Genomic DNA, 23,918 nt, shown 5'->3' with positions numbered 1-23,918 from the left:
ATTTGAATCAGTTTTGTGCCACCTGCGGGCCACCCGATCCACTGCGCTTGTGCACGTAACCGAGGTGCCGACTACTGGGGTCGGACAGGGAGATAAGCACATGGCCAAGTTAATCGGTGTTGTCAGCAAGGTGGTTGGGGAAGTCTTCGCGGTGGCGGGAGATGGCAGCCGCCGAAGCCTGGTCGAAGGCGACCGACTGTTTGCCGGCGAGCAACTGCAGACCGGCGCGGCCGGTGCGGTGGCGGTGCAACTGACCAACGGCCATGAGCTGACCCTGGGGCGCGACAGCAGCCTGGGCCTTTCCCCGCAATTGCTGGCTGGCCAGGCGCCGCAGATTCACGCCTCCGAAGACCTTGCGCCGAGCCAGGCGCAGTTGACCGATGTGCAGCAGTTGCAAAAAGCCATCGCCGCCGGTGACGACCCGACCCAGACCGCTGAAGCCACGGCTGCCGGGCAAACCGGCAGCACGGCGGCGGGTGAGTTGGGCGGCGGGCACTCCTTTGTGCTGCTGACCGAAGTCGCCGGGCGCGTGGAGCCGGTCATCGGCTTTCCTACGGCAGGGTTTGGTGGGATTCCCGAGTTCCCGTTGTTCCAGGTCGCCGGCCAGCCGGACACCGGCAACGGCCAGCCTGTGGTGGTGCCTCCCGACAACCCGGTGAGCCTGGGTGGGCTGGAGGTCGAGGGCGGCGAGTTGACGCTCAACGAGGCCAATCTTGCCCAAGGCTCGGCCAGCAACCCGGCGGCGCTGGTGCAAAGCGGCACCTTCAGCGTCACAGCGCCCGACGGCCTGCAAAGCCTGACGGTGGGCGGCATCAGTGTGGTCAGCGGCGGGGTGGCCAGCAGCTTTCCGCAAACTATCACCACCGGGCTGGGCAATACCCTGAGCATCACCGGTTATAACGCGGCCACCGGGGTGATCAGCTACAGCTACACCTTGACCGGCAACGAGGCCCATCCGTCAGGTGGCGGCACCAACAGCCTGAGCGAGCAATTTGCGGTAGTGGCCACCGACAGCGATAACGACACCGCCACCGGCTCGCTGGATATCACCATTGTCGATGACGTGCCCAAGGCGCTGGATGACAGCCATGAGGGCAGCGCTTCGGAAAGCCTGTTGACCCTCAGCGGCAACGTCCTGGACAACGACACCCAGGGCGCCGACCGAGTCGCCAGTGGCCCGATCACGGGCGGTACGTTCACGGGTCAATATGGCACTTTGGTGCTGGCGGCCGATGGCAGCTACACCTACACGTTGAACAGCGCCGACCCTGATTTTGTCGCGCTGCAGGGCGGCGGTAATGGCACGGAAACCTTCACCTACACCCTGACCGACGCCGATGGCGACAGCAGCACCGCCAACCTGGTGCTGCAAGTGCACAACAACGACGACCCGGTGGTGATCGGCGGCATCAGCGTGAATGGCGCTGACCTGACCCTCTACGAAAAAAACCTGGTGGATGGCAGCAGCCCCGACGCTGGCGCGCTGACCCGTACCGGCAGCCTGACCGTATCGGCCGTGGACGGTTTGCAGAACCTGTCCGTGGGCGGTATCAACGTGGTGTCCGGTGGTGTCGCCGCCGGCTTCCCGCAATCGATCGCCACCGGCCTGGGCAATACCCTGACCATCACCGGGTTTGACCCGGCCACCGGGGTGATCAGCTACAGCTACACCCTGACCGGCACCGAGGCGCACCCGTCGGCAGGAGGGGTGAATGAGCTGACCGAGAGCTTCAGCGTTATCGCCAATGACACCAACAACAGCACCGCCACCGGCACCCTGCACGTGAGCGTGGTGGACGATGTACCGACCGCTGCCGATGACAGCAATGCACAAGTGGCCTCCGAAAGCCTGCTGACCCTGAGCGGCACGGTGTTGACCAATGACGTGCAAGGCGCTGATCGGGTCGCGTCCGGGCCGGTGACACCGGGCTCCTTCACGGGGCTCTACGGCACGCTGGAGTTGGCGGCGAATGGCACTTATGTGTACACGCTGAACCCGGCCGACAGCGACTTCCTGGGGTTGCACGGTGGCGGCAATGGGACGGAGACGTTTACCTACACCCTGACGGATGCCGACGGCGATACCAGCACCGCGAACCTGGTGTTGCAGGTGCATAACAACGACGACCCGGTGGTGCTGACGGGACTTGAGGTGAATGGCGGGGAGGTCACGGTCTACGAGAAAAACCTGCCGCTGGGCAGTGCTATCGATGGGCCTGCTTTGACCCAGTCCGGCACTTTCACCGTGACCGCGTTGGATGGCCTGAACAACCTCACCGTTGGCGGCATCAATGTCGTCACCAACGGTGTTGCCGCGACGTTCCCGCAGTCGGAACCCACCGGCTTTGGCAACACCCTGACCATCACCGGCTACAACGCCAGCACCGGGGTGATCAGCTACAGCTACACCCTCAACGGCACCGATAGCCACCCAACCGGCGCGGGCATCAATAGCATCAGCGAGTCGTTCACGGTGACCGCCACCGACAGCAACAACAGCAGTGCCAATGGCTCCCTGGACGTGAATGTGGTCGACGATGTGCCAAAAGCCGTCGACGACAACCCCGCAGGCATCGCCTCCGAGAGCCTGCTGACCCTGAGCGGCAGCGTGCTGGGCAATGACGTGCAAGGCGCCGACCGCATCGCCACTGGTCCGGTTACGCCAACTACCATCGTTGGCACCTACGGCACCCTGCAACTGTTTGCCGATGGCAGCTACATCTACACCCTCGACAAGACTGACCCGCAGTTCATGGCCCTGAATGGCGGTGGTAGCGGCACCGAAACCTTCACCTACCAACTGAACGACAGCGACGGCGATACCAGCACCGCGAACCTGGTGTTGCAGGTGCATAACAACGACGACCCGGTGGTGTTGACCGGCTTAGACGTCACCGGCGGCGAAGTCACGGTCTACGAGAAAAACCTGCCGCTGGGCAGTGCTATTGACGGGCCTGCGCTGACCCAATCCGGCACCTTCACCGTGACGGCGTTGGATGGCCTGAAAAACCTCACTGTGGGCGGGATTAGCGTCGTCACCAACGGTGTTGCCGCGACGTTCCCACAATCGGAACCCACCGGCTTCGGCAACACCCTGACCATCACCGGTTACAACGCCAGCACTGGGGTGATCAGCTACAGCTACACCCTCAACGGCACCGATAGCCACCCAACCGGAGCGGGCACCAATAGCATCAGTGAGTCGTTTGCGGTGGTTGCGACCGACAGCAACAACAGCAGTGCCAATGGCTCCCTGGACGTCAATGTGGTCGACGATGTGCCAAAAGCCGTCGACGACAATCCGGCTGGTATCGCCTCCGAGAGCCTGCTGACCCTGAGCGGCAGCGTGCTGGGCAATGACGTACAAGGCGCCGACCGCATCGCCACCGGCCCGGTTACGCCCAACACCATCGTTGGTACCTACGGCACCCTGCAACTGTTCGCCGACGGCAGCTACATCTACACCCTCGACAAGACTGACCCGCAGTTCATGGCCCTGAATGGCGGTGGCAGTGGCACTGAAACCTTCACCTACCAACTGAACGACAGCGACGGCGATACCAGCACCGCGAACCTGGTGCTGCAAGTGCATAACAACGACGACCCGGTGGTGTTGACCGGCTTAGACGTCACCGGCGGCGAAGTCACGGTCTACGAGAAAAACCTGCCGCTGGGCAGTGCTATTGACGGGCCTGCGCTGACCCAATCCGGCACCTTCACCGTGACGGCGTTGGACGGCCTGAAAAACCTCACTGTGGGCGGCATTAGCGTCGTCACTAACGGCGTCGCGGCGACGTTCCCGCAGTCGGAACCCACCGGCTTTGGCAACACCCTGACCATCACCGGCTACAACGCCAGCACCGGGGTGATCAGCTACAGCTACACCCTCAACGGCACCGATAGCCACCCAACCGGAGCGGGCACCAATAGCATCAGTGAGTCGTTTGCGGTGGTTGCGACCGACAGCAACAACAGCAGTGCCAATGGCTCCCTGGACGTCAATGTGGTCGACGATGTGCCCAAAGCCGTCGACGACAACCCCGCTGGTATTGCCTCCGAGAGCCTGCTGACCCTGAGCGGCAGCGTGTTGGGCAATGACGTGCAAGGCGCCGACCGCATCGCCACTGGTCCGGTTACGCCAACTACCATCGTTGGCACCTACGGCACCCTGCAACTGTTTGCCGATGGCAGCTACATCTACACCCTCGACAAGACCGACCCACAATTCGTCGCCCTAAATGGCGGTGGCAGTGGCACTGAAACCTTCACCTACCAACTGAACGACAGCGACGGCGATACCAGCACCGCCAAGCTGGTGCTACAGGTGCATAACAACGACGACCCGGTGGTGTTGACCGGCTTAGACGTCACCGGCGGCGAAGTCACGGTCTACGAGAAAAATCTGCCGTTGGGCAGTGCTATCGACGGGCCTGCGTTGACCCAATCCGGCACTTTCACCGTGACGGCATTGGACGGCCTGAAAAACCTCACTGTGGGCGGCATTAGCGTCGTCACCAACGGCGTCGCCGCGACGTTCCCGCAGTCGGAACCCACCGGCTTCGGCAACACCCTGACCATCACTGGCTACAACGCCAGCACTGGGGTGATCAGCTACAGCTACACCCTCAACGGCACCGATAGCCACCCAACCGGAGCGGGCACCAATAGCATCAGTGAGTCGTTTGCGGTGGTTGCCACTGACAGTAACAACAGCAGCGCCAACGGTTCACTGGACGTGAATGTGGTCGACGATGTGCCAAAAGCCGTCGACGACAATCCGGCTGGTATCGCCTCCGAGAGCCTGCTGACCCTGAGCGGCAGCGTGCTGGGAAATGACGTACAAGGCGCTGACCGCATCGCTACCGGCCCCGTCACGCCAAATACCATCGTCGGCACCTACGGCACCCTGCAACTGTTTGCCGATGGCAGCTACACCTACACCCTCGACAAGACCGACCCACAATTCGTCGCCCTAAATGGCGGTGGCAGCGGCACTGAAACCTTCACCTACCAACTGAACGACAGCGACGGTGATACCAGCACCGCCAAGCTGGTGCTACAGGTGCATAACAACGACGACCCGGTGGTGCTGACGGGACTCGAGGTGAATGGCGGGGAGGTCACGGTCTACGAGAAAAACCTGCCGCTGGGCAGTGCTATTGACGGGCCTGCGCTGACCCAATCCGGCACCTTCACCGTGACGGCATTGGACGGCCTGAAAAACCTCACTGTGGGCGGCATTAGCGTCGTCACCAACGGTGTTGCCGCGACGTTCCCGCAGTCGGAACCTACCGGTTTCGGCAACACCCTGACCATCACCGGCTACAACGCCAGCACTGGGGTGATCAGCTACAGCTACACCCTCAACGGCACTGACAGCCACCCAACCGGCGCGGGTATCAATAGCATCAGTGAGTCGTTTGCGGTGGTTGCGACCGACAGCAACAACAGCAGTGCCAATGGCTCCCTGGACGTCAATGTGGTCGACGATGTGCCAAAAGCTGTCGACGACAATCCGGCGGGTATTGCCTCTGAAAGCCAACTCATCCTGAGCGGCAGTGTTCTCGGTAACGACGTACAAGGCGCCGACCGCATCGCCACCGGCCCGGTTACGCCAAACACCATCGTCGGTACCTACGGCACCCTGCAGCTGTTCGCCGACGGCAGCTACACCTACACCCTCGACAAGACCGACCCACAATTTGTCGCCCTTCACGGTGGGGGGAACGGCACCGAGACCTTCACTTATCAGTTGAACGACAGCGATGGCGATACCAGCACCGCCAAACTGGTGCTACAGGTGCATAACAACAACGATCCGGTGGTGCTGACCGGCCTGGACCTCACCGGCGGTGAGTTGACCGTCTTTGAAAAAAACCTGATCGATGGTTCCAGCCCCAACACCCCCTTGCTGACCCAGACCGGTACCTTCACCGTGACGGCCCTGGACGGTTTGAAGAACCTCACGGTCGGCGGCCTGAACGTGGTGACCAACGGCGTCGTAGCCACCTTCCCGCTGTCGGAAGGCACCCTGCTGGGCAACAATTTTACGGTGGTCGGCTACGACCCCAACACCGGGGTGGTCAGCTACCGCTACACCCTGCTCGACAATGAAATGCACCCCAATGCCAGCGGTGACAACAGCCTGCCCGAGCACATCACGGTCACGGCCAGCGATTACGACACCAATACGGCCACGGGCACGATCGATATCAACATCATCGACGACCTGCCCACCGCCAACCCTGACGTGCGCTCGGTGGCAGAAGGCGGTGTGGTCAGCGCCAATGTGCTGGGCAATGACGTCGGCGGCGCCGATAGCCCCACGTTGGCCGGCGCGGTGGTCGGGGTGCGGGCGGGGAGCAATACCGGCACCCCGGCCAGTGGTGGCCTGGGCGTGAATATCAACGGCAACTTCGGTTACCTGACCCTGGATGCGAACGGCAATGCCGTGTACCACAGCAACCCCAACTCGGTGAGCCCGCCGGGAGCCGTGGATACCTTCGTGTATACCGTGCGCGATGGCGACGGTGACTTGAGCACCACGACCCTGACCATTACGGTGGCCGACAGCGGCCTGGTGGCGACAGTCGACGGCGACGTCACGGTCTACGAGAAAGCCCTGGACTTGAACCTCGACGGCCAGGACCTGGCGCCCGGCACCGTGGTCGGCAGCGACCCGACCGCCACCAGCGAAACCGCCAGCGGCACCCTGGTGGGGTCGGCCACTGGCGGCAGTGGCCCGTTGAGTTTCAGCCTGGTGGGCAGCGCAACGGGCAGCTATGGGCAGATCCTGCTCAACCCCAACGGCACCTACACCTACACCCTGACGTCGGCTCCCAAGACTTTGCCCAACAGCAATGATGGGCCGAATGTGCTGACCGAGACCTTCACCTACAAGGCCACCGACCAACTGGGCAACTCCACCACCAGCAGCATCGTGGTGAGCATCGTCGATGACGTGCCCAAAGTGGTGTCCAGCGCACGTGAGGTCACGGCCACGGAGGTGGATTCCAACCTGCTGCTGATCATCGATATTTCCGGCAGCATGAACGACCCGTCCGGGGCCGGTGGTTCGCGGCTCGACCTGGCCAAGGCCTCCATCGTCGAGTTGCTCAACCGCTATGACGAGATGGGTGATGTGAAGGTGCAGATCGTGACCTTCAATGACAGCTCCCAGCAATTGAGCAGCCAGTGGGTCAGCGTCGCCACGGCCAAGTCCTTGGTCAACGGCCTCACCGCGTTCAACGGCACTAACTACGATTCGGCCCTCGGCACCGCGCAGACCGCCTACGGCACTGCCGGCAAGCTGGAAGGTGCGCAGAACGTGGCGTATTTCTTCTCGGACGGTAACCCCACCACGTCCAACACCAATAACCCGAACAACCCCGGCAACGTGGTCAACCCGGAATACGGTGATGGGATCGACGCCACTGAAGAAGGTGTATGGCGCGCCTTCCTCGATGCCAACGGCATCAAGGCCTATGCCATCGGCCTGGGGGCCGGCGTCAACAGCATTTACCTGGACCCGGTGGCGTACGACGGCAGCACCCACACCAACACCAATGCGGTGGTGGTGGCCAACCTGGCGGGCCTGGATGCAGTGCTGGCCGGCACGGTACAGGGCGCGCCAGTCACCGGCAGCCTGCTGACGGACGGCACGTTCGGCGCCGATGGTGGCTTCGTCAAATCCCTCACGGTGGACGGCATCACCTATACCTACAACCCCGCGGCGGGGGGCTCGATGAGCGCCAACCTGCCGGGCGGGCATGGCACGTTCGACACCGTCAGCAACAGCGTCACCATCACCACCAACCAGGGCGGCACGCTGATAGTGGACATGGACAACGGCGAGTTCCGCTACACACCGCCCAAGCTGACCGGCTCGCTGGTCACCGAAACCTTTGGGGTGATCGTCAGCGACAACGACGGCGACCTGGCGAGTTCCAGCCTGGTGGTCAAGGTCAACCCCAACGTGGCGCCGGTGGCGGGTGATGACCATGTGATCACCAATATCCTGTCGGGCAATATCGTGGTGCCTGCCGAGTTGCTGCTGGCCAATGACAGCGATGCCAACCATGACACCCTGACGGCTATCCCTACCAGTTTTCCAACCGGCTGGGTGGCCACCAAGGGCGTCAGCTTTACCGGGTCGGGGAGCCGATCGTTCATCAACCCCAGCAGCACGACCCTGGCGGATGTGCGTACCTCCTTTGCCCGCGACTCGGCGGCCATGACCGCTTTACTCGTGGTCAGCGGTAACCTCGGCGCGGTCGGCAACAGTAATGCCGAAGACCGCATTACGGTCAGCCTCAAGGCGGGTGAAACCCTCAACCTGGATCACAACCTGGCGAGCGGTAACGTCATCATGGCGTACTCGATCAATGGCGGACCCGAGACTGTCATTCCCGATGGCACGACCTTGCCTGCTGCAGCGATGGACAGCACCTATCAGATCCATATCACCAACGTCACTAACCCGACAGGCAGCGGGGTCAATAGCGCCGAAAACTACCAGTTGAACATGAAGATCAACTACTCCGGCGCCCAGGACTACACGCCGGACTACCACGGTAACTACTCGGTCAGCGATAACCACGGCGGCAGTGACAGCGCTGCCGTGGACATCAGCTACCAGGCCGGCACCACCCTCAACGGGACCAGCGGCGATGACATCATCCTGGCCGGAGCGGGCAACAACATCCTCAATGGCGGCGACGGCAACGATGTGCTGAGCGCTGGTAACGGCAACAACGAGATGCACGGCGGCAATGGCAATGACCTGCTGTTCAGTGGCATCGGCAACGACCTGCTCGATGGCGGGGCGGGCATCGATACGGTCAGCTATGCCCACGCCACGGCAGGCGTGACCGTCAACCTTGGCCTGGCGAGCGCGCAAGCCACCGGAGGGGCCGGGACCGATACATTGATGGCCCTGGAAAACCTGGTGGGTTCCAACTTCAATGACTTCCTCACTGGCAACGGCAACAACAACCTGATCTCCGGCGGGCTGGGCAATGACACCCTCAAGGGCGAGGGTGGCGATGACATCCTGATCGGCGGCCCGGGCAACAACACCCTGACCGGTGGCCCTGGTGCCGATACGTTCCAGTACCTGACGGGCAACAGCGGGCACGATGTCATCACCGACTTTGGCGTGGGCACCGACAAGCTGGACCTCTCGCAATTGTTGCAAGGGGAGAATGCGACGGCGGCGTCCCTGGATGACTACCTGCACTTCAAGGTCACGGGCAGTGGGGCCACGTTGTTGACCACCATCGACATCAGCGCCGTGGCCGGTGCCACGCCGACCCAGACCATCGACCTGGCCGGGCTCAACCTGGCGACCCAATACGGTGTGACACCGGGCGCGGGCGGGCTGATTGCGGGTGGCGCGGATACCGCGACGATCATCAACGGGATGTTGAATGACCATTCGTTGAAGGTGGATACGGTCTGAGCGGATCCTTGCAACGCAAAACACTGTGCAGCAGCCGGCTTGCCGACGATGGCGATCAATAGGTCGCCATCGCCGACAGGCGTTTTTGGCGCTGTTAGCGCATTGAGTTATAAGCACCATACTTTGCGTGATATGGCCCGCCAGCGTTTGCCGGTATGATAGGCGCCCCCGCAGTCTGGATTGCGAATACGCCATGACCCTGCAATACCCAACCATCGCCGATTGCGTCGGCAACACACCTTTGGTCCGCTTGCAGCGCATGGCGGGTAACACCAGCAATACCTTGCTGCTCAAGCTCGAGGGGAATAACCCGGCGGGCTCGGTCAAGGACCGTCCGGCGCTGTCGATGATCGCCCGTGCCGAGCAGCGCGGGCAGATCAAGCCTGGCGACACCCTGATCGAAGCCACTTCCGGTAATACCGGGATCGCCCTGGCCATGGCCGCGGCGATCAAAGGCTACAAAATGATCCTGATCATGCCCGACAACGGCAGCGCCGAGCGCAAGGCGGCGATGACCGCCTATGGCGCCGAGTTGGTACTGGTGACCCCGGAAGAGGGCATGGAAGGCGCGCGTGATCTTGCCGAGCGCATGGCCGCCGAAGGCCGTGGCCAGGTGTTGGACCAGTTCGCCAACGGTGACAACCCCGAGGCGCACTACACCAGCACCGGCCCGGAGATCTGGCGCCAGACCCAGGGCACCATCACCCATTTCGTCAGCTCCATGGGCACCACCGGCACCATCATGGGCAACTCGCGCTACCTCAAGGAGCAGAACCCGGCGATCCAGATCGTTGGCCTGCAACCGATGGAAGGCGCGGCGATTCCGGGGATCCGTCGTTGGCCCGAAGAGTATCTGCCCAAGATCTACAACGCTGCCCGCGTCGATCGCATCATCGACATGGCCCAGCGCGAAGCCGAAGACACCACCCGTCGCCTGGCCCGTGAAGAAGGCATCTTCTGCGGCGTGTCCTCCGGTGGCGCCGTGGCCGGCATGTTGCGCCTGTCTGCAGAACTGGAAAACGCGGTGATCGTCGCGATCATCTGTGACCGAGGCGACCGTTACCTGTCGACCGGCATTTTCGACGCGCCCAACTGATGGCCAAGCAAGAGCGAGGCCTGCGCTTCCAGCCCACGGGCGGCAGCCGGGCGCCCCAGATCCCGGTCGGCAAGAAACAACGCCTGACCATTGAGCGCCTGGCCAATGATGGCCGGGGGATCGTGTTTTTCGAAGGTCGCACCTGGTTTGTGGTGGGCGCCCTGGCCGGCGAAGAGGTCGAGGCGCGGGTGCTCGGTGCCCATGGCAAAGTGGTCGAGGCCCGCACCGAGCGGGTGTTCCAGGCCAGCGAACTGCGCCGCCCGGCGCCGTGCGTGCATGCTGGCCGTTGTGGCGGTTGCAGCCTGCAACACCTGCCCCATGCCGAACAGCTTGCCCTGAAACAGCGCATGCTCGCCGAGCAATTGTCCCGTGTTGCCGGGGTCGAGCCCCAGGAGTGGGCAGCGCCGTTGAGCGGCCCCGAGTTCGGCTATCGCCGCCGGGCGCGGGTCGCCGTGCGTTGGGATGCCAAGGCCAAGCGCCTGGACGTGGGTTTTCGCGCCGTGGCCAGCCAGGACATCGTCGCCATCGATGATTGCCCGGTGCTGGTACAGGCCTTGCAACCGATCATGCAGCGCCTGCCCAACATGTTGCGGCGCCTGAGCAAACCTCAGGCCCTGGGGCATGTGGAACTGTTCAGCGGCTCGTCGATTGCCGTGTTGCTGCGGCATATGGCGCCGTTGTCCGACGCTGACCTGCTGGTGCTGCAAGAATTCTGCGGGTTCCATGACGCCCAGTTGTGGCTGCATGGAGAGGGCGAGCCGCAGCCGTTCGCGGCCGGGGCGGCCCTGGGCTATCGTCTGGAGCAGTGGGGCCTGGAGCTGGCGTACCGGCCGGGGGATTTTGTGCAGGTCAATGCCGGGGTCAACGAGGCGATGGTGGCCCAGGCGCTGGATTGGTTGGCCCCGCGTTCCGACGAACGGGTGCTGGACCTGTTCTGCGGCCTTGGCAACTTTGCCTTGCCCCTGGCCCGCCAAGTGCGTGAAGTGGTGGCGGTAGAGGGCGTGCAGGCCATGGTGGACCGCGCAGCCCTCAACGCAGGCAGCAATAATTTGCATAATGTGCAGTTTTTTCAGGCCGATTTGTCCCAGCCTTTGAGTGATGCGCAATGGGCCAAAGCAGGCTTTTGTGCGGTACTCTTGGACCCACCCCGCGATGGTGCCCTGGAGGTTGTGCGCAAGCTCGCCACTCTGGGGGCTGATCGCCTGGTGTATGTGTCCTGCAATCCAGCCACGCTGGCGCGGGACACTGTCGAGTTGGTCAAGCAAGGCTACCGGCTAAAACGTGCCGGGATCCTCGATATGTTTCCGCAAACCGCGCATGTCGAGGCGATGGCGTTATTTGAAGCGAGCTAGGATGCTCGCTTAGTCCGACTGGCCTGCGTTCTCCAGGGCCTGTGACCTGCCAGGGAGTTCGCGGTACAAGGGTCAGCGATTTTGACGCGCTACAGGCGCGTCGTAGGGAAGGTAAGCAAGATGGTACAGGTGAGAGCACACCAGCCGATCAACACCGACGGCAGTATCAATCTCGAGGCATGGCTGGATCATGCCATCAGTGTCGATCCGGCACTGGACCGTGAAGCCTTGAAAGCCGCCTGCGAGTTCGCTCGCGAGGCTGAACAGCAAGACAATGCGGCCAAGAATCTTTGGGCCGAAGGAACCTCCAGTTTTCGTACCGGGCTTGAAATCGCCGAGATCCTCGCCGACCTCAAGCTGGATCAGGATTCGCTGATCGCCGCGGTGCTCTATCGCGGCGTGCGCGAAGGGCATATCGCGTTGCCCTTGGTCAGCCAGCGTTTCGGCGCGGTGGTGGCCAAGCTGATCGATGGCGTGCTGCGCATGGCCGCGATCAGCGCCAGCCTCAGCCCGCGCCAGTCGATGGTGCTGGGCACCCAGGGCCAGGTGGAAAACCTGCGCAAGATGCTGGTGGCGATGGTCGACGACGTGCGCGTCGCCCTGATCAAGCTGGCCGAACGCACCTGCGCGATCCGTGCGGTGAAAACCGCCGATGACGAAAAGCGCAACCGTGTCGCCCGCGAGGTCTTCGACATCTATGCGCCCCTGGCCCACCGCCTCGGGATCGGCCATATCAAGTGGGAGCTGGAGGACTTGTCCTTCCGCTACCTCGAACCCGATCAATACAAACAGATCGCCACCCTGCTGCATGAGCGGCGGCTGGACCGTGAGCGCTTTATCAGCGATGTGATGGGCCAGTTGCGCTCGGAGTTGCAGGCCACCGGTGTCGAGGCCGATATCAGCGGCCGCGCCAAGCACATCTATTCGATCTGGCGCAAAATGCAGCGCAAGGGCCTGGCCTTCAGCCAGATCTACGACGTGCGCGCCGTGCGTGTGCTGGTGCCGGAAATGCGCGATTGCTACACCGCGCTGGGCATCGTCCACACCCTGTGGCGGCATATTCCCAAGGAATTCGACGACTACATCGCCAACCCCAAGGAAAACGGCTACCGCTCGCTGCACACCGCGGTGATCGGCCCCGAGGGCAAGGTGCTGGAAGTGCAGATCCGCACCCACGCCATGCACGAGGAAGCCGAGCTGGGGGTTTGCGCGCACTGGCGCTACAAGGGCACCGACGTCAAGGCGGGCTCCAACCAGTACGAAGAGAAAATCTCCTGGCTGCGCCAAGTGCTCGAATGGCACGAAGAACTGGGCGATATCGGCGGCCTGGCCGAGCAGTTGCGGGTGGATATCGAGCCTGACCGGGTCTACATCTTCACCCCCGACGGCCACGCCATCGACCTGCCCAAGGGCGCGACGCCGCTGGACTTCGCCTATCGCGTGCACACCGAGATCGGCCACAACTGCCGTGGCGCCAAGATCAACGGGCGCATCGTGCCGCTCAACTACAGCCTGCAGACCGGGGAACAGGTCGAGATCATCACCAGCAAGCACGGCACGCCGAGCCGCGACTGGCTGAACCCGAACCTGGGCTACATCACCACATCGCGGGCGCGGGCGAAGATTGTCCACTGGTTCAAGCTGCAGGCGCGGGACCAGAACGTCGCCGCCGGCAAGACCCTGCTCGAACGCGAACTGGGGCGCCTGGGCCTGCCCCAGGTGGATTTCGACAAGTTGGCCGAAAAAGCCAACATGAAGATTGCCGAGGATATGTTCGCCGCCCTCGGCGCCGGCGACTTGCGCCTGGCGCAACTGGTCAACCTGGCCCAGCAGTTGGTGGAACCGGAGCGCGGCAGCGAGCAACTGGAGCTGATTCCGCGCAAGGCCACGGGCTACAAGCCGGGCAAGCGCGGCGATATCCAGATCCAGGGCGTGGGCAACCTGATGACCCAGATGGCCGGCTGCTGCCAGCCGTTGCCGGGCGACGCGATCGTCGGCTACATCACCCAGGGCCGTGGGGTGAGCATTCACCGCCAGGATTGTGCCTCGGTGTTGCAACTGGGCGGGCGCGAGCCGGAGCGGATCATCCAGGTCAGCTGGGGTCCGGTGCCGGTGCTCACCTACCCGGTGGACATCATCATCCGCGCCTACGACCGTTCGGGGTTGCTGCGTGACGTCTCGCAAGTGCTGCTCAACGAGCGGATCAACGTACTGGCGGTCAACACCCGCTCGAACAAGGAGGACAACACTGCGTTGATGTCCCTGACCATCGAGATTCCGGGGCTGGACGCGTTGGGGCGGCTGCTGGGGCGTATTTCCCAGTTGCCGAACATCATCGAGACCCGGCGTAACCGCACGCCATGAGTCGCTGGATGAGTGCGGCCTGAAATGTGGGAGCGGGCTTGTGTAGGAGCTGGCTTGCCTGCGATGCAGGCGCCTCGGTCTACCCGATACCGAGGTGCCTGCATCGCGGGCAAGCCCGGCTCCCACATTTGCTCGGTGGTTTTCCCACTTGATCGGATAGAGAACGATGTATTCACTTGAAGACCTGCTACACCTGATGAACCGCCTGCGCGACCCGCAATACGGTTGCCCGTGGGACATCAAGCAAACCTACGCCAGTATCGTGCCCCACACCCTGGAAGAAGCCTACGAAGTCGCCGACGCCATTGAGCGCGGGGATTTTGATCATCTGCAAGGCGAGTTGGGCGACCTGTTGTTCCAGGTGGTGTATTACAGCCAGTTGGCCCGGGAAGAAGGGCGCTTCGAGTTTGCCGGCGTGATCGACAGCATCACCCGCAAGCTGATTCGCCGCCATCCCCATGTGTTCCCCACCGGTGACCTGTATGCGCCGCTGGATATTCCTCAGTTAAACGAAGAGCAGGTCAAGGCGCGCTGGGAGCAAATCAAGGCCGAGGAGCGCGCAGAAAAATCCGACGCCCCGCAGCAACTGTCCCTGCTCGATGATGTGCCTACCGCCTTGCCATCCCTGTCCCGCGCGGCCAAATTGCAAAAGCGCGCCAGCCAGGTCGGCTTCGACTGGCCGGCGGCGTTGCCGGTGGTGGATAACGTACGTGAAGAGCTCGATGAAGTGCTCCAAGCCATGGCCGACAACGACCCAGCAGCGATTGCCGATGAAGTCGGTGACCTGCTGTTTGCGGCGGTCAACCTGGCGCGGCACCTCAAGGTGGACCCGGAAACCGCCCTGCGCGGTGCCAATGCCAAATTCGAAAGGCGATTCCGATTTATCGAACAGGCATTGCGCGACACCCACCGTCCCATGGAAGATTGCACCCTCGAAGAGTTGGACGCCCTATGGGGCGAAGCCAAACGCCAGGAAAAGAATGTGTCCAACTGCGGTTGAGCAGTTGCCTAAGTGAGTAAGCACCATGAGCATTTCCCTTCGCGACCAGTTGCTCAAAGCAGGCCTGGTCAATCAGAAGCAGGCCAAGCAGGTCGGCAAAGACAAGCAGAAGCAGCAGCGCCTGGTTCACAAAGGCCAGGCCCAGGCCGATGACACCCAGCAGCGCCTGGCCCTGGAAGCGCAGGCCGAGAAGGTCAAGCGCGACCAGGAGCTCAACCGCCAGCAGCAGGAAAAGGTCGAGGCCAAGGCCCGTGCCGCGCAGGTCAAGCAATTGATCGAGACCTCGCGCCTGCCCAAGTTGACCACCGAGGACTACTACAACTTCGTGGACGACAAGAAGGTCAAGCGCCTGTCGGTCAACACCTTGATGCGCAACAAGCTGAGCAACGGCTCGTTGGCGATTGTCCATCACGGCGGCGGCTACGAAGTGATCCCGCGGGAGGCCGCGCTGAAAATCCAGGAGCGCGCCCCTGAGCGTATCGTGCAGATGAACATCCTCACCGAGGCCCAGGTGCCGGATGAAGATGATCCGTATGCCGCCTACCAGATCCCTGACGATCTGATGTGGTAAGGCGTTAAAACAACAAACCCCGCTCAAAAGGCGGGGTTTGTGTTTATAGGCACTGCGGCTGCGTGGGCCGGGTGGCTATGGGATTTCAGTTATTCAGGAGCTAGATGCCTGGCGTCTCATTTCGAGGGTTTCGAGCTCGTTTTTATAGTTATGGGCGTCGCACTCGTTGTGAAACATACCGACCAGCAGGTCTTGTTGATGTACATCCCAGATATGAATCCCGTGGGCCAGGGCCTCGTGGGACATATGGGCATCGTCGCGTTCCGTTACTTTTACTGTCATCTGCTTGCTCCAGTCTCTGGTTGATCTGCGGCAAGGCGTCGCAGGCCTTTGTTATATATTTTGTTAGCTTGCTAAGTAAACTGACTTTGCGCGCAACAATTCATTGCAGCAAACGCAACAATGCTCCAGGCCACGTAAACCGCGACATTGCGTCGCAGGGGGCGGGGTTTTATGACAAAAGTTTCATGTTTGAGTGAGGCTTTGGCCGTGTGCCGGGCATCCCACCGCTATCGCAGGCAAGCCAGCTTGGAATGCGCTCACCTGTGGGAGCTGGCTTGCCTGCGATAGATAGCGCCAGTCGCCTCACCACAAACTCCAGGCGAAAAAAAGCCCCGCATTTAGCGAGGCTCTTTCAACCTATCAACGATCAGATGCCTTTCACAACCTTGCCATTGACCGTGCCGTCCAACAGCATGATGTTGTATTCCTTGCCGTCGGTTTCGACTTGCTGCAGGCGAACCAGCAGGTAGTCCCAATCCTTGGCAAACCACATCACGGTGGTGCGCTTGCTTTGCGTCGGGTCGCGCACGCGTTCAACCTTGATGGCGTCGATCTTGCCGGCCTTGGTGTCGACTTTCTCGGCACCCAGCACGCGGAAGTCATAGGTGTCGACTTCGCCGTCATCCACCACCTGGTAGCTCATGGTTTTCTTGCCGGCGGCCACGTCATGCTGCAGGGCCAACTGGTAAGTGGATTTGTCGACCATGCCACGGTTCAGCGGGATCTTCACTGCATCGCCGCGATCGGTACCGGTGACCATCTTGGCGGTCCAGTCGAAGTCCAGGTCGGCTTTCTTGGCTTTACCCAGCCCACCCCGTTCAAAGTGGTAGGACTGTGGCAGCAAAGTATCCTTGTCCAGGGTCAAGGTACTTGTTTCGGTCAGGCTGGCGATCATCATCGAGGCCTTGAAGCTGAGCTTCCAGGTACCGTCGGCGGTTTTTTCCAGGCTGCGTTCCGCAGTACCGCTCATGGGCAACTGCTTCCAGTCGGCGGTATAGCTGGCGGAGAAAGGCTGAAGATCTGCCGCGTGCACGGTAGGCAGGGCAAGCAGAGCAAAAGCGAAGAGCAGGGCGCGACGCATAAAATCTCCTAGGTACGAATCAAGTGGCCGCTGGCCGCAAGTAACTGGCCGTCCAACAATGCCCCCTGTTCACCGAGAACCAAGCGTCCTTCGGCAAACCAGCGAACCGCCAGCGGGTAAATCCTGTGTTCCTGGGTGTGAACCCGTTGCGCAAGGCTCTGCGCTGAGTCCGCAGACTCTACCGGAACTACTGCCTGTACGACCAGTGGCCCGCCATCGAGTTCCTCGGTGACAAAGTGCACGCTGCAGCCGTGCTCTGTATCGCCGGCCTCAAGGGCCCGCTGGTGAGTGTGTAACCCTTTGTATTTGGGCAGCAGGGAAGGGTGGATATTCAGCAGGCGCCCCTGGTAATGGCGCACGAAATCAGCGCTGAGAATGCGCATGAAGCCGGCGAGCACCACGAGTTTGGGGTTGAAGGCGTCGATCAGTTCGATCAAGGCTGCATCGAAGGCCTCGCGACCTTCGAACGCCTTGTGATCCAGGGAGCGGGTATCGATACCCGCGTCCTGGGCGCGTTGCAGGCCGTAGGCGTCGCTGCGGTTGGAAATCACCGCAGCGATGCGCACCGGGCTGTCGCCGGCGCGCGTGCTGTCGATCAGGGCCTGCAAGTTACTGCCGGTGCCGGAGAGCAGCACCACGACATCACAGGTTGCTGGCATCAGTGAGCCTTGAGGTTCTTCAGTTCAACCTGGGCAGCGCCTTCGGCAGCGGTGGCGATCTGGCCGATCACCCATGGCTGCTCGCCGGCTTCACGCAGTACGTTCAGCGCGCTTTCCACGTGCTCTTGCGCCACGCAGATGACCATGCCCACGCCGCAGTTCAGCACGCGGTGCATTTCGGTTTCGTTGACGTTGCCTTTCTCTTGCAGCCAGTCGAAGACCGCCGGGCGCTGCCAGCTGGCCACGTCGACGATGGCCTGGGCGCCTTTTGGCAGCACGCGCGGGATGTTGTCCAGCAGGCCGCCACCGGTGATGTGGGCCATGGCCTTGACTGCGCCAGTGTCCTTGATCAGCTTGAGCAACGGCTTGACGTAGATGCGGGTCGGGGCCATCAGCAGGTCGGTCAAAGGCTTGCCATCGAGCTGGGTGTTCTCGATGTCGGCGCCGGACACTTCGATGATCTTGCGGATCAGCGAGTAGCCGTTGGAGTGCGGGCCGGACGATGGCAGGGCCAGCAGGGCGTCACCGGCAGCTACCTTGGAGCCGTCGATGATCTCGGCTTTTTCCACGACGCCGACGCAGAAGCCGGCCAGGTCGTAGTCTTCGCCTTCGTACATGCCTGGCATTTCAGCGGTTTCGCCGCCGACCAGGGAGCAACCCGACAGTTCGCAGCCAGCGCCGATACCGGTGACCACTTGTGCAGCGGTTTCCACGTTCAGTTTGCCGGTGGCGTAGTAGTCGAGGAAGAACAGCGGCTCGGCACCGCATACCACCAGGTCGTTGACGCACATGGCCACCAGGTCGATGCCGATGGTGTCGTGCTTGTTCAGGTTCAGCGCCAGGCGCAGCTTGGTGCCCACGCCGTCGGTGCCGGAGACCAGCACAGGCTGCTTGTAGCCGGCCGGGATCTCGCAGAGGGCGCCGAAACCGCCCAGGCCACCCATGACTTCGGGGCGCGCAGTGCGCTTGGCGACGCTCTTGATGCGTTCGACCAATGCTTCACCGGCGTCGATGTCTACACCGGCGTCCTTGTAGCTCAGGGAGGGTTGCTTGCTCATGATCCAGGCCTTTAGGGGGGGATTCAGGGGTAACGACCGATGCGGTGGGGGTACGGAAGTCGAACACTTCAGGACGCCCAGCCGTTGACGGTCTGCGAAGGCGCGCGATTTTATCAGGCTTGAGGGGCAGCGGCCATCCTCGGGCCGACGGGCAGGGGCATATGGTGCTAAAAAAACCTTAATCGGCGCCGCGATCGCCTGTATTAAGGTATAGCCTTTAACCCGCTATCGTTATGACAGTACGAAAACTTACCGGGGCCTTGTGAATGTTTTGCCGGTCGCTGTGGTCACAGCCTTGCTTAACCTTCTTCACGCGGCCTGTTCCAGCCGCTTTTTTGTCGTTCGGGAATCTTTTTTCATGGGTCTGAGTAGATATTTTTTTGTGGGCTGTTTGTCGTTGGTCAGCCTGGCCAGTCATGCCGAAACTGTTAATGGTCTTTATCAAGTGCTGGAGCCGGTCAGCAGCCAGGCGCCCGAGGAGCGCGCACAAGCTACTCAGCGCGCCCTGGAAACCCTGGTGATCCGCCTCACCGGCGACACCAAGGCCGCCCAGGGCCCTGGCCTGGCGGCAATTCGCAAGGATCCGCAACAGATCATCAGCCAGTACGGCTACGACGCCGGTCCGCCGGAAAGCCTGCAAGTGGATTTCGATCCGGTCAGCACCGACCGCGCCCTGCGCGATGCCGGCCTGGCGCTGTGGGGTAACAATCGGCCATCGATCCTTGGCTGGTGGCTCAGCGATTCCACCGAAGGCAGCAGCCTGGTGGGTGATGGCCAGGCCGCTGCCGAGCCGCTGCGCCGTGCGGCCCAGCACCGGGGCTTGCCGTTGCGCCTGCCGCTGGGTGACCTCGATGAACAGATTGTTGCCACCGCGCCTAATCTTGAGAGCGCAGATCCCGCGCCCCTGCGTTCGGCCTCCGAGCGTTATGGCGCTGACGCGCTGCTGGCGGTGCATGCCCGTGAAGACGCGGGCCAATGGCAAGCCAAGTGGCGCCTGTGGCTGGGTGACAAAGCCGAGCAGGGCACCGTACAGGGCGCCGACACTGCGGCCTTGGCCGATGCCGTCTTGCTGGCGGTCAGTGAGCGGCTTGCCCCACGGTTTGCGGTAAAAGCCGGGGTGTCGAGCGAGCAGTTGCTGCAAGTGCAGGGCATGACCCTGGAACGCTACGCCGCCCTCGGTCACCTGCTGGAGCCCTTTGGTGCGCAGTTGCAGCGAGTGGATGGCGACCGGATCGTCTATCGGGTCAATGGCAGCAGCGAGCAACTGCGCAGCCAGTTGAGCCTGGCCAAGCTGCAGGAAGTGCCGGCCGGCGAGGCCCTCGCGCCACAACCTGTGCCGGCGCCAGTGGTCGAAGGCGCTTCACCGGCACCCGTGCCGCAAGCCGAGCCCGAGCCGCAGCTGCGTTTTCGTTGGTAAATGTTCTTCCTTATATAGAAGCAACTGACAGATGGAGTGGTTTATGGCGGATACGCGTCGTTGGGTGTGGCTTGGCGGGATTGTCCTGCTGTGCGTCTTTGTGTTCTTGCTGCATTCGATCCTGACGCCGTTCCTGGTCGCGTTGCTGCTGGCTTATCTGTTCGACCCGGTGGTCGATCGCCTGGAAAAACTCGGCCTGTCGCGCACCTGGGGCGTGGTGGCGGTATTTGCGCTGTTTACCCTGATCGTCATGGCGCTGCTGTTGGTGCTGGTGCCGATGCTGGCCAAGCAGATGATCCGCCTTTACGAATTGGCGCCGCAAATGCTCGACTGGCTGCAACACACGGCCATGCCGTGGGCGCAGTCCAAGCTCGGCCTGGCCGATGGCTTCTGGAAGTTCGACAAGGTCAAGGCCGCGATCAGCGAGCATATGGGCCAGACCACCGATATCGTCGGGGTGATCCTCAGCCAAGCCACGGCTTCCAGTCTGGCGCTGATCGGTTGGCTGACCAACCTGGTGTTGATCCCGGTGGTGGCGTTCTACCTGCTGCGTGACTGGGACATCATGATGGCCAAGATCCGCAGCCTGCTGCCCCGTGATAGCGAGGAGCGCATCGTGTCCCTGGCCGGGGAGTGCCATGAGGTACTGGGTGCGTTTGTTCGCGGGCAGTTGCTGGTGATGGTCGCGCTGGGGATTATCTACGCTGGCGGGCTAATGGCGATTGGCCTGGAACTGGGCCTGTTGATCGGCATGATTGCCGGCCTGGCGGCGATTGTGCCGTACATGGGCTTTGTCATCGGGATTGGCGCGGCGCTGGTGGCCGGCCTGTTCCAGTTTTGCGGCGACTTGTACCCGATGCTGGGGATTGTCGCGGTGTTCATGGTCGGCCAGGCCCTGGAAGGCATGGTGCTGACGCCGTTGCTGGTGGGCGACCGCATCGGCCTGCATCCGGTGGCCGTGATCTTTGCGATCCTGGCGGGCGGCGAGCTGTTTGGCTTTACCGGCATCCTCCTGGCGCTGCCGGTGGCGGCGGTGATCATGGTGCTGGTGCGCCATGTGCATGATGTGTACAAGGATTCGGACGTCTATACGGGCGCCGATGACCCTCAGTTGTAAGGCTGATCACAAACCCGGCTCAAGGCCGGGTTTGTTACCTCTAGGGCTTGGCATTTAGCCATCGCGTCAAACAATCTCCAAAAAATCCAATGAGTTAACGCAAACCTTTGATTTTGCTTGTGGTCTGTTGCATTGTGCGCCCGGCGTCACGGGTATAAACTTTGCAAACTTTTCACAGAGGCCACTAACGGTTCGATTGGAACCGTTCAGTCAGCATGAAACCGATTCAGCTGCCCCTAGGTGTGCGTCTGCGTGACGACGCTACCTTCATCAATTACTACCCAGGCGCCAATGCCGCTGCACTCGGCTATGTCGAGCGGCTCTGCGAAGCCGACGCCGGGTGGACGGAAAGCCTGATCTACCTCTGGGGCAAGGACGGCGTGGGGCGGACCCACCTGTTGCAGGCCGCCTGCCTGCGTTTTGAGCAGTTGGGTGAGCCGGCGGTGTACCTGCCGTTGGCCGAGCTGCTGGACCGTGGCATCGGCATCCTCGACAACCTTGAGCAATACGAACTGGTGTGCCTGGACGACCTGCAAGCGGTCGCCGGCCGGGCAGACTGGGAAGAAGCACTGTTCCATCTGTTCAACCGCCTGCGCGACAGTGGCCGGCGCCTGTTGATTGCCGCGTCTACCTCGCCACGGGAATTGCCGGTCAAGCTGGCAGACCTCAAGTCGCGCCTGACCCTGGCGCTGATCTTCCAGATGCGCCCGCTGTCCGACGAAGACAAATTGCGGGCCCTGCAACTGCGTGCCTCGCGCCGTGGCTTGCACCTGACCGATGAAGTCGGGCATTTCATCCTCACCCGCGGTACCCGCAGCATGAGCGCGCTGTTCGACTTGCTCGAGCAGCTCGACCAGGCCTCCTTGCAGGCCCAGCGCAAGCTCACTATCCCCTTTCTCAAAGAAACCCTCGGCTGGTAGCCAGCCCTTTGAAACCGGTGCTCCTGGCAAATTCCAGGCGCCAGAAAACCTGTGCTTGAGCCGCTATGGCCACGCAAAAGGGTTTAAATGGGGTGTAAGGGCTTAGATGACATAGGTCAAACAAGAAGTCACATAGATCACGATTGAATTTGCAAATCGATGTCATAGAAGGCATAGTCTCGACTTCTTTACATCTCAGCCACGGTCGTGCCCATGCTAAATCGCTTCGCACCCCTCGTGCCTCTCGCACTCGTTACCCTGTTGTTTGGTTGCGCCACCCACCCCCAGCAGGTGGTCGAGCAGCAAAAGCCGCAACAACAGCATCAAGCCAAATTCGTCGCAGCACAGTCTTCTTCTGTTTATGAAGAAGAGGTGGCGACCGAAAAAGAACTGGCCCAGTTCGCCGATAGCAAGCCTTATCAGCTGCCGCTGCTGGCCGATAGCATTCTCGAACGCGGCATGTCCCTGATCGGTACCCGTTACCGTTTCGGCGGTACCTCTGAAGCCGGTTTCGACTGCAGTGGCTTTATCGGCTATCTGTTTCGTGAAGAGGCCGGCATGAACCTGCCGCGCTCCACCCGCGAAATGATCAACGTGGATGCACCGTTGGTCGCACGGAACAACCTCAAGCCTGGCGATCTGCTTTTCTTCAGTACCAATGGCCGTGGTCGTGTCAGCCACGCCGGTATCTACCTGGGCGATGACCAGTTCATCCACTCCAGCAGCCGCCGCAGCGGTGGGGTGCGGGTCGATAAGCTGGGCGACAGCTACTGGAGCAAAACCTTCATCGAAGCCAAGCGTGCATTGGCGATGGCCCCGACTACCGTTACCGCTCGCAAGTAAAGTTAAAGTGATACTTGAAGTTTGACGCGTAACCGCTAGAATCCTGAGATATTGTTGCGAACCTGACCGCGCAAGCTTGCTTGCGCGGTCTAGTTTTCAGCGTTCGGCAGCGAAAGCCGCATCCAGATCAGGATTGTTCTGCCCATGTCGACCTCGGCCCGCCTAATTCTTCTTGTTTGCGCCGCACTGCTCAGTGCCTGCGCCAGCCGTCCTCCACCTGCGCCTGTGGCCGTCAAGCCCAAGCCGGTCTTCAACTACGCCACCCAGAACTTTTCGCCAGCGGCTGAAGATGTGCTGTTTCGCGCCCTGGGCCTGGTCGGCACGCCTTATCGCTGGGGCGGCAATACGCCGGATTCGGGGTTTGATTGCAGTGGCCTGATTGGTTTTGTCTACCGCGATGCCGCTGGTATTTCCCTGCCGCGCACCACTCGCGAGTTGATCGTGATGCGGGCCCAGGACGTGCGTGAAGATGCGCTGCAGACCGGTGACTTGCTGTTCTTCGCCACGGGCGGCGGCTCGCAGGTCAGCCATGCCGGCATCTATGTGGGTGAAGGGCGTTTCGTCCATGCACCGCAAACCGGCGGTACGGTGAAGCTTGATACCTTGTCCAAGGCCTACTGGCAGAATGCCTATCTGAGCGCCAAGCGCGTATTGCCGTCGGAGCATCTGGCGCGTAACCCCTAGAAACACGCCTCCTT

At 61.8% G+C, this 23,918-nt stretch carries 15 protein-coding genes; 11 read left to right on the top strand and 4 right to left on the bottom strand.

From position 1 onward, the window contains the following. Positions 1-100: 100 nt before the first annotated feature. From AC19YY_RS24920 to AC19YY_RS24895, 6 genes are all read left to right on the top strand, one after another. Positions 101-9,460, top strand: coding sequence for a retention module-containing protein (locus AC19YY_RS24920; RefSeq protein ID WP_500605036.1), 9,360 nt, complete (start codon positions 101-103; stop codon positions 9,458-9,460). A gap of 193 nt (positions 9,461-9,653) precedes the next feature. Continuing rightward, a complete protein-coding gene (gene cysM, locus AC19YY_RS24915) occupies positions 9,654-10,556 on the top strand; it encodes a cysteine synthase CysM (protein ID WP_169956978.1) in 903 nt (300 codons plus the stop codon). Continuing rightward, the gene (rlmD, locus tag AC19YY_RS24910) at positions 10,556-11,908 is read left to right on the top strand and encodes a 23S rRNA (uracil(1939)-C(5))-methyltransferase RlmD (RefSeq protein WP_170043283.1); all 1,353 of its coding nucleotides are present in this window, start codon (positions 10,556-10,558) and stop codon (positions 11,906-11,908) included. The genes cysM and rlmD overlap by 1 nt, the downstream gene beginning before the upstream one ends. A 120-nt stretch (positions 11,909-12,028) precedes the next feature. Continuing rightward, positions 12,029-14,272, top strand: a complete 2,244-nt coding sequence (gene relA, locus AC19YY_RS24905) for a GTP diphosphokinase (protein ID WP_169956980.1) — start codon at positions 12,029-12,031, stop codon at positions 14,270-14,272. Positions 14,273-14,438: 166 nt separating this feature from the next. Beyond that, positions 14,439-15,272 (top strand): nucleoside triphosphate pyrophosphohydrolase, encoded by an 834-nt coding sequence (gene mazG, locus AC19YY_RS24900; protein ID WP_170043284.1) that lies wholly within the window; start codon positions 14,439-14,441, stop codon positions 15,270-15,272. A 25-nt stretch (positions 15,273-15,297) separates the two neighbouring features. Then, positions 15,298-15,843: a DUF2058 domain-containing protein gene (locus AC19YY_RS24895; RefSeq protein WP_076963006.1), complete on the top strand. Its 546-nt coding sequence runs from the start codon at positions 15,298-15,300 to the stop codon at positions 15,841-15,843. A gap of 93 nt (positions 15,844-15,936) precedes the next feature. Here AC19YY_RS24895 and AC19YY_RS24890 read toward each other — a convergent pair whose 3' ends face one another. From AC19YY_RS24890 to purM, 4 genes are all read right to left on the bottom strand, one after another. After that, complete coding sequence (locus AC19YY_RS24890) at positions 15,937-16,125, bottom strand: hypothetical protein (RefSeq protein WP_032857031.1); 189 nt, start codon at positions 16,123-16,125, stop codon at positions 15,937-15,939. 367 nt (positions 16,126-16,492) lie between these two features. Then, positions 16,493-17,206: a DUF3108 domain-containing protein gene (locus AC19YY_RS24885; protein ID WP_170043285.1), complete on the bottom strand. Its 714-nt coding sequence runs from the start codon at positions 17,204-17,206 to the stop codon at positions 16,493-16,495. 8 nt (positions 17,207-17,214) lie between these two features. After that, positions 17,215-17,865 carry a phosphoribosylglycinamide formyltransferase gene (gene purN / locus AC19YY_RS24880; RefSeq protein ID WP_169956984.1) on the bottom strand — a complete coding sequence of 217 codons (651 nt, stop codon included), beginning with the start codon at positions 17,863-17,865 and terminating at the stop codon, positions 17,215-17,217. Further along, the gene (purM, locus tag AC19YY_RS24875) at positions 17,865-18,923 is read right to left on the bottom strand and encodes a phosphoribosylformylglycinamidine cyclo-ligase (protein WP_169956985.1); all 1,059 of its coding nucleotides are present in this window, start codon (positions 18,921-18,923) and stop codon (positions 17,865-17,867) included. The genes purN and purM overlap by 1 nt, the downstream gene beginning before the upstream one ends. 358 nt (positions 18,924-19,281) lie before the next feature. Here purM and AC19YY_RS24870 point away from each other — a divergent pair, with 358 nt between their 5' ends. The 5 genes from AC19YY_RS24870 (at position 19,282) to AC19YY_RS24850 (ending at position 23,904) form a co-directional block, all read left to right on the top strand. After that, positions 19,282-20,340, top strand: coding sequence for a DUF2066 domain-containing protein (locus AC19YY_RS24870; RefSeq protein WP_170043286.1), 1,059 nt, complete (start codon positions 19,282-19,284; stop codon positions 20,338-20,340). A 43-nt stretch (positions 20,341-20,383) separates the two neighbouring features. Continuing rightward, positions 20,384-21,457, top strand: a complete 1,074-nt coding sequence (locus AC19YY_RS24865; RefSeq protein WP_500605035.1) for an AI-2E family transporter — start codon at positions 20,384-20,386, stop codon at positions 21,455-21,457. Positions 21,458-21,672: 215 nt separating this feature from the next. After that, entirely contained in the window at positions 21,673-22,377 is a 705-nt protein-coding gene (hda, locus tag AC19YY_RS24860) for a DnaA regulatory inactivator Hda (RefSeq protein ID WP_029292403.1), read from the top strand. A gap of 213 nt (positions 22,378-22,590) precedes the next feature. Next, a complete protein-coding gene (locus AC19YY_RS24855) occupies positions 22,591-23,220 on the top strand; it encodes a C40 family peptidase (protein WP_057438759.1) in 630 nt (209 codons plus the stop codon). Positions 23,221-23,364: 144 nt separating this feature from the next. After that, the gene (locus AC19YY_RS24850) at positions 23,365-23,904 is read left to right on the top strand and encodes a C40 family peptidase (protein WP_169956988.1); all 540 of its coding nucleotides are present in this window, start codon (positions 23,365-23,367) and stop codon (positions 23,902-23,904) included. Positions 23,905-23,918: the final 14 nt, after the last annotated feature.

The organism is Pseudomonas sp. MF09156 (genome assembly GCF_059862305.1).
This window is presented reverse-complemented; position numbering and strand designations above follow the sequence as displayed.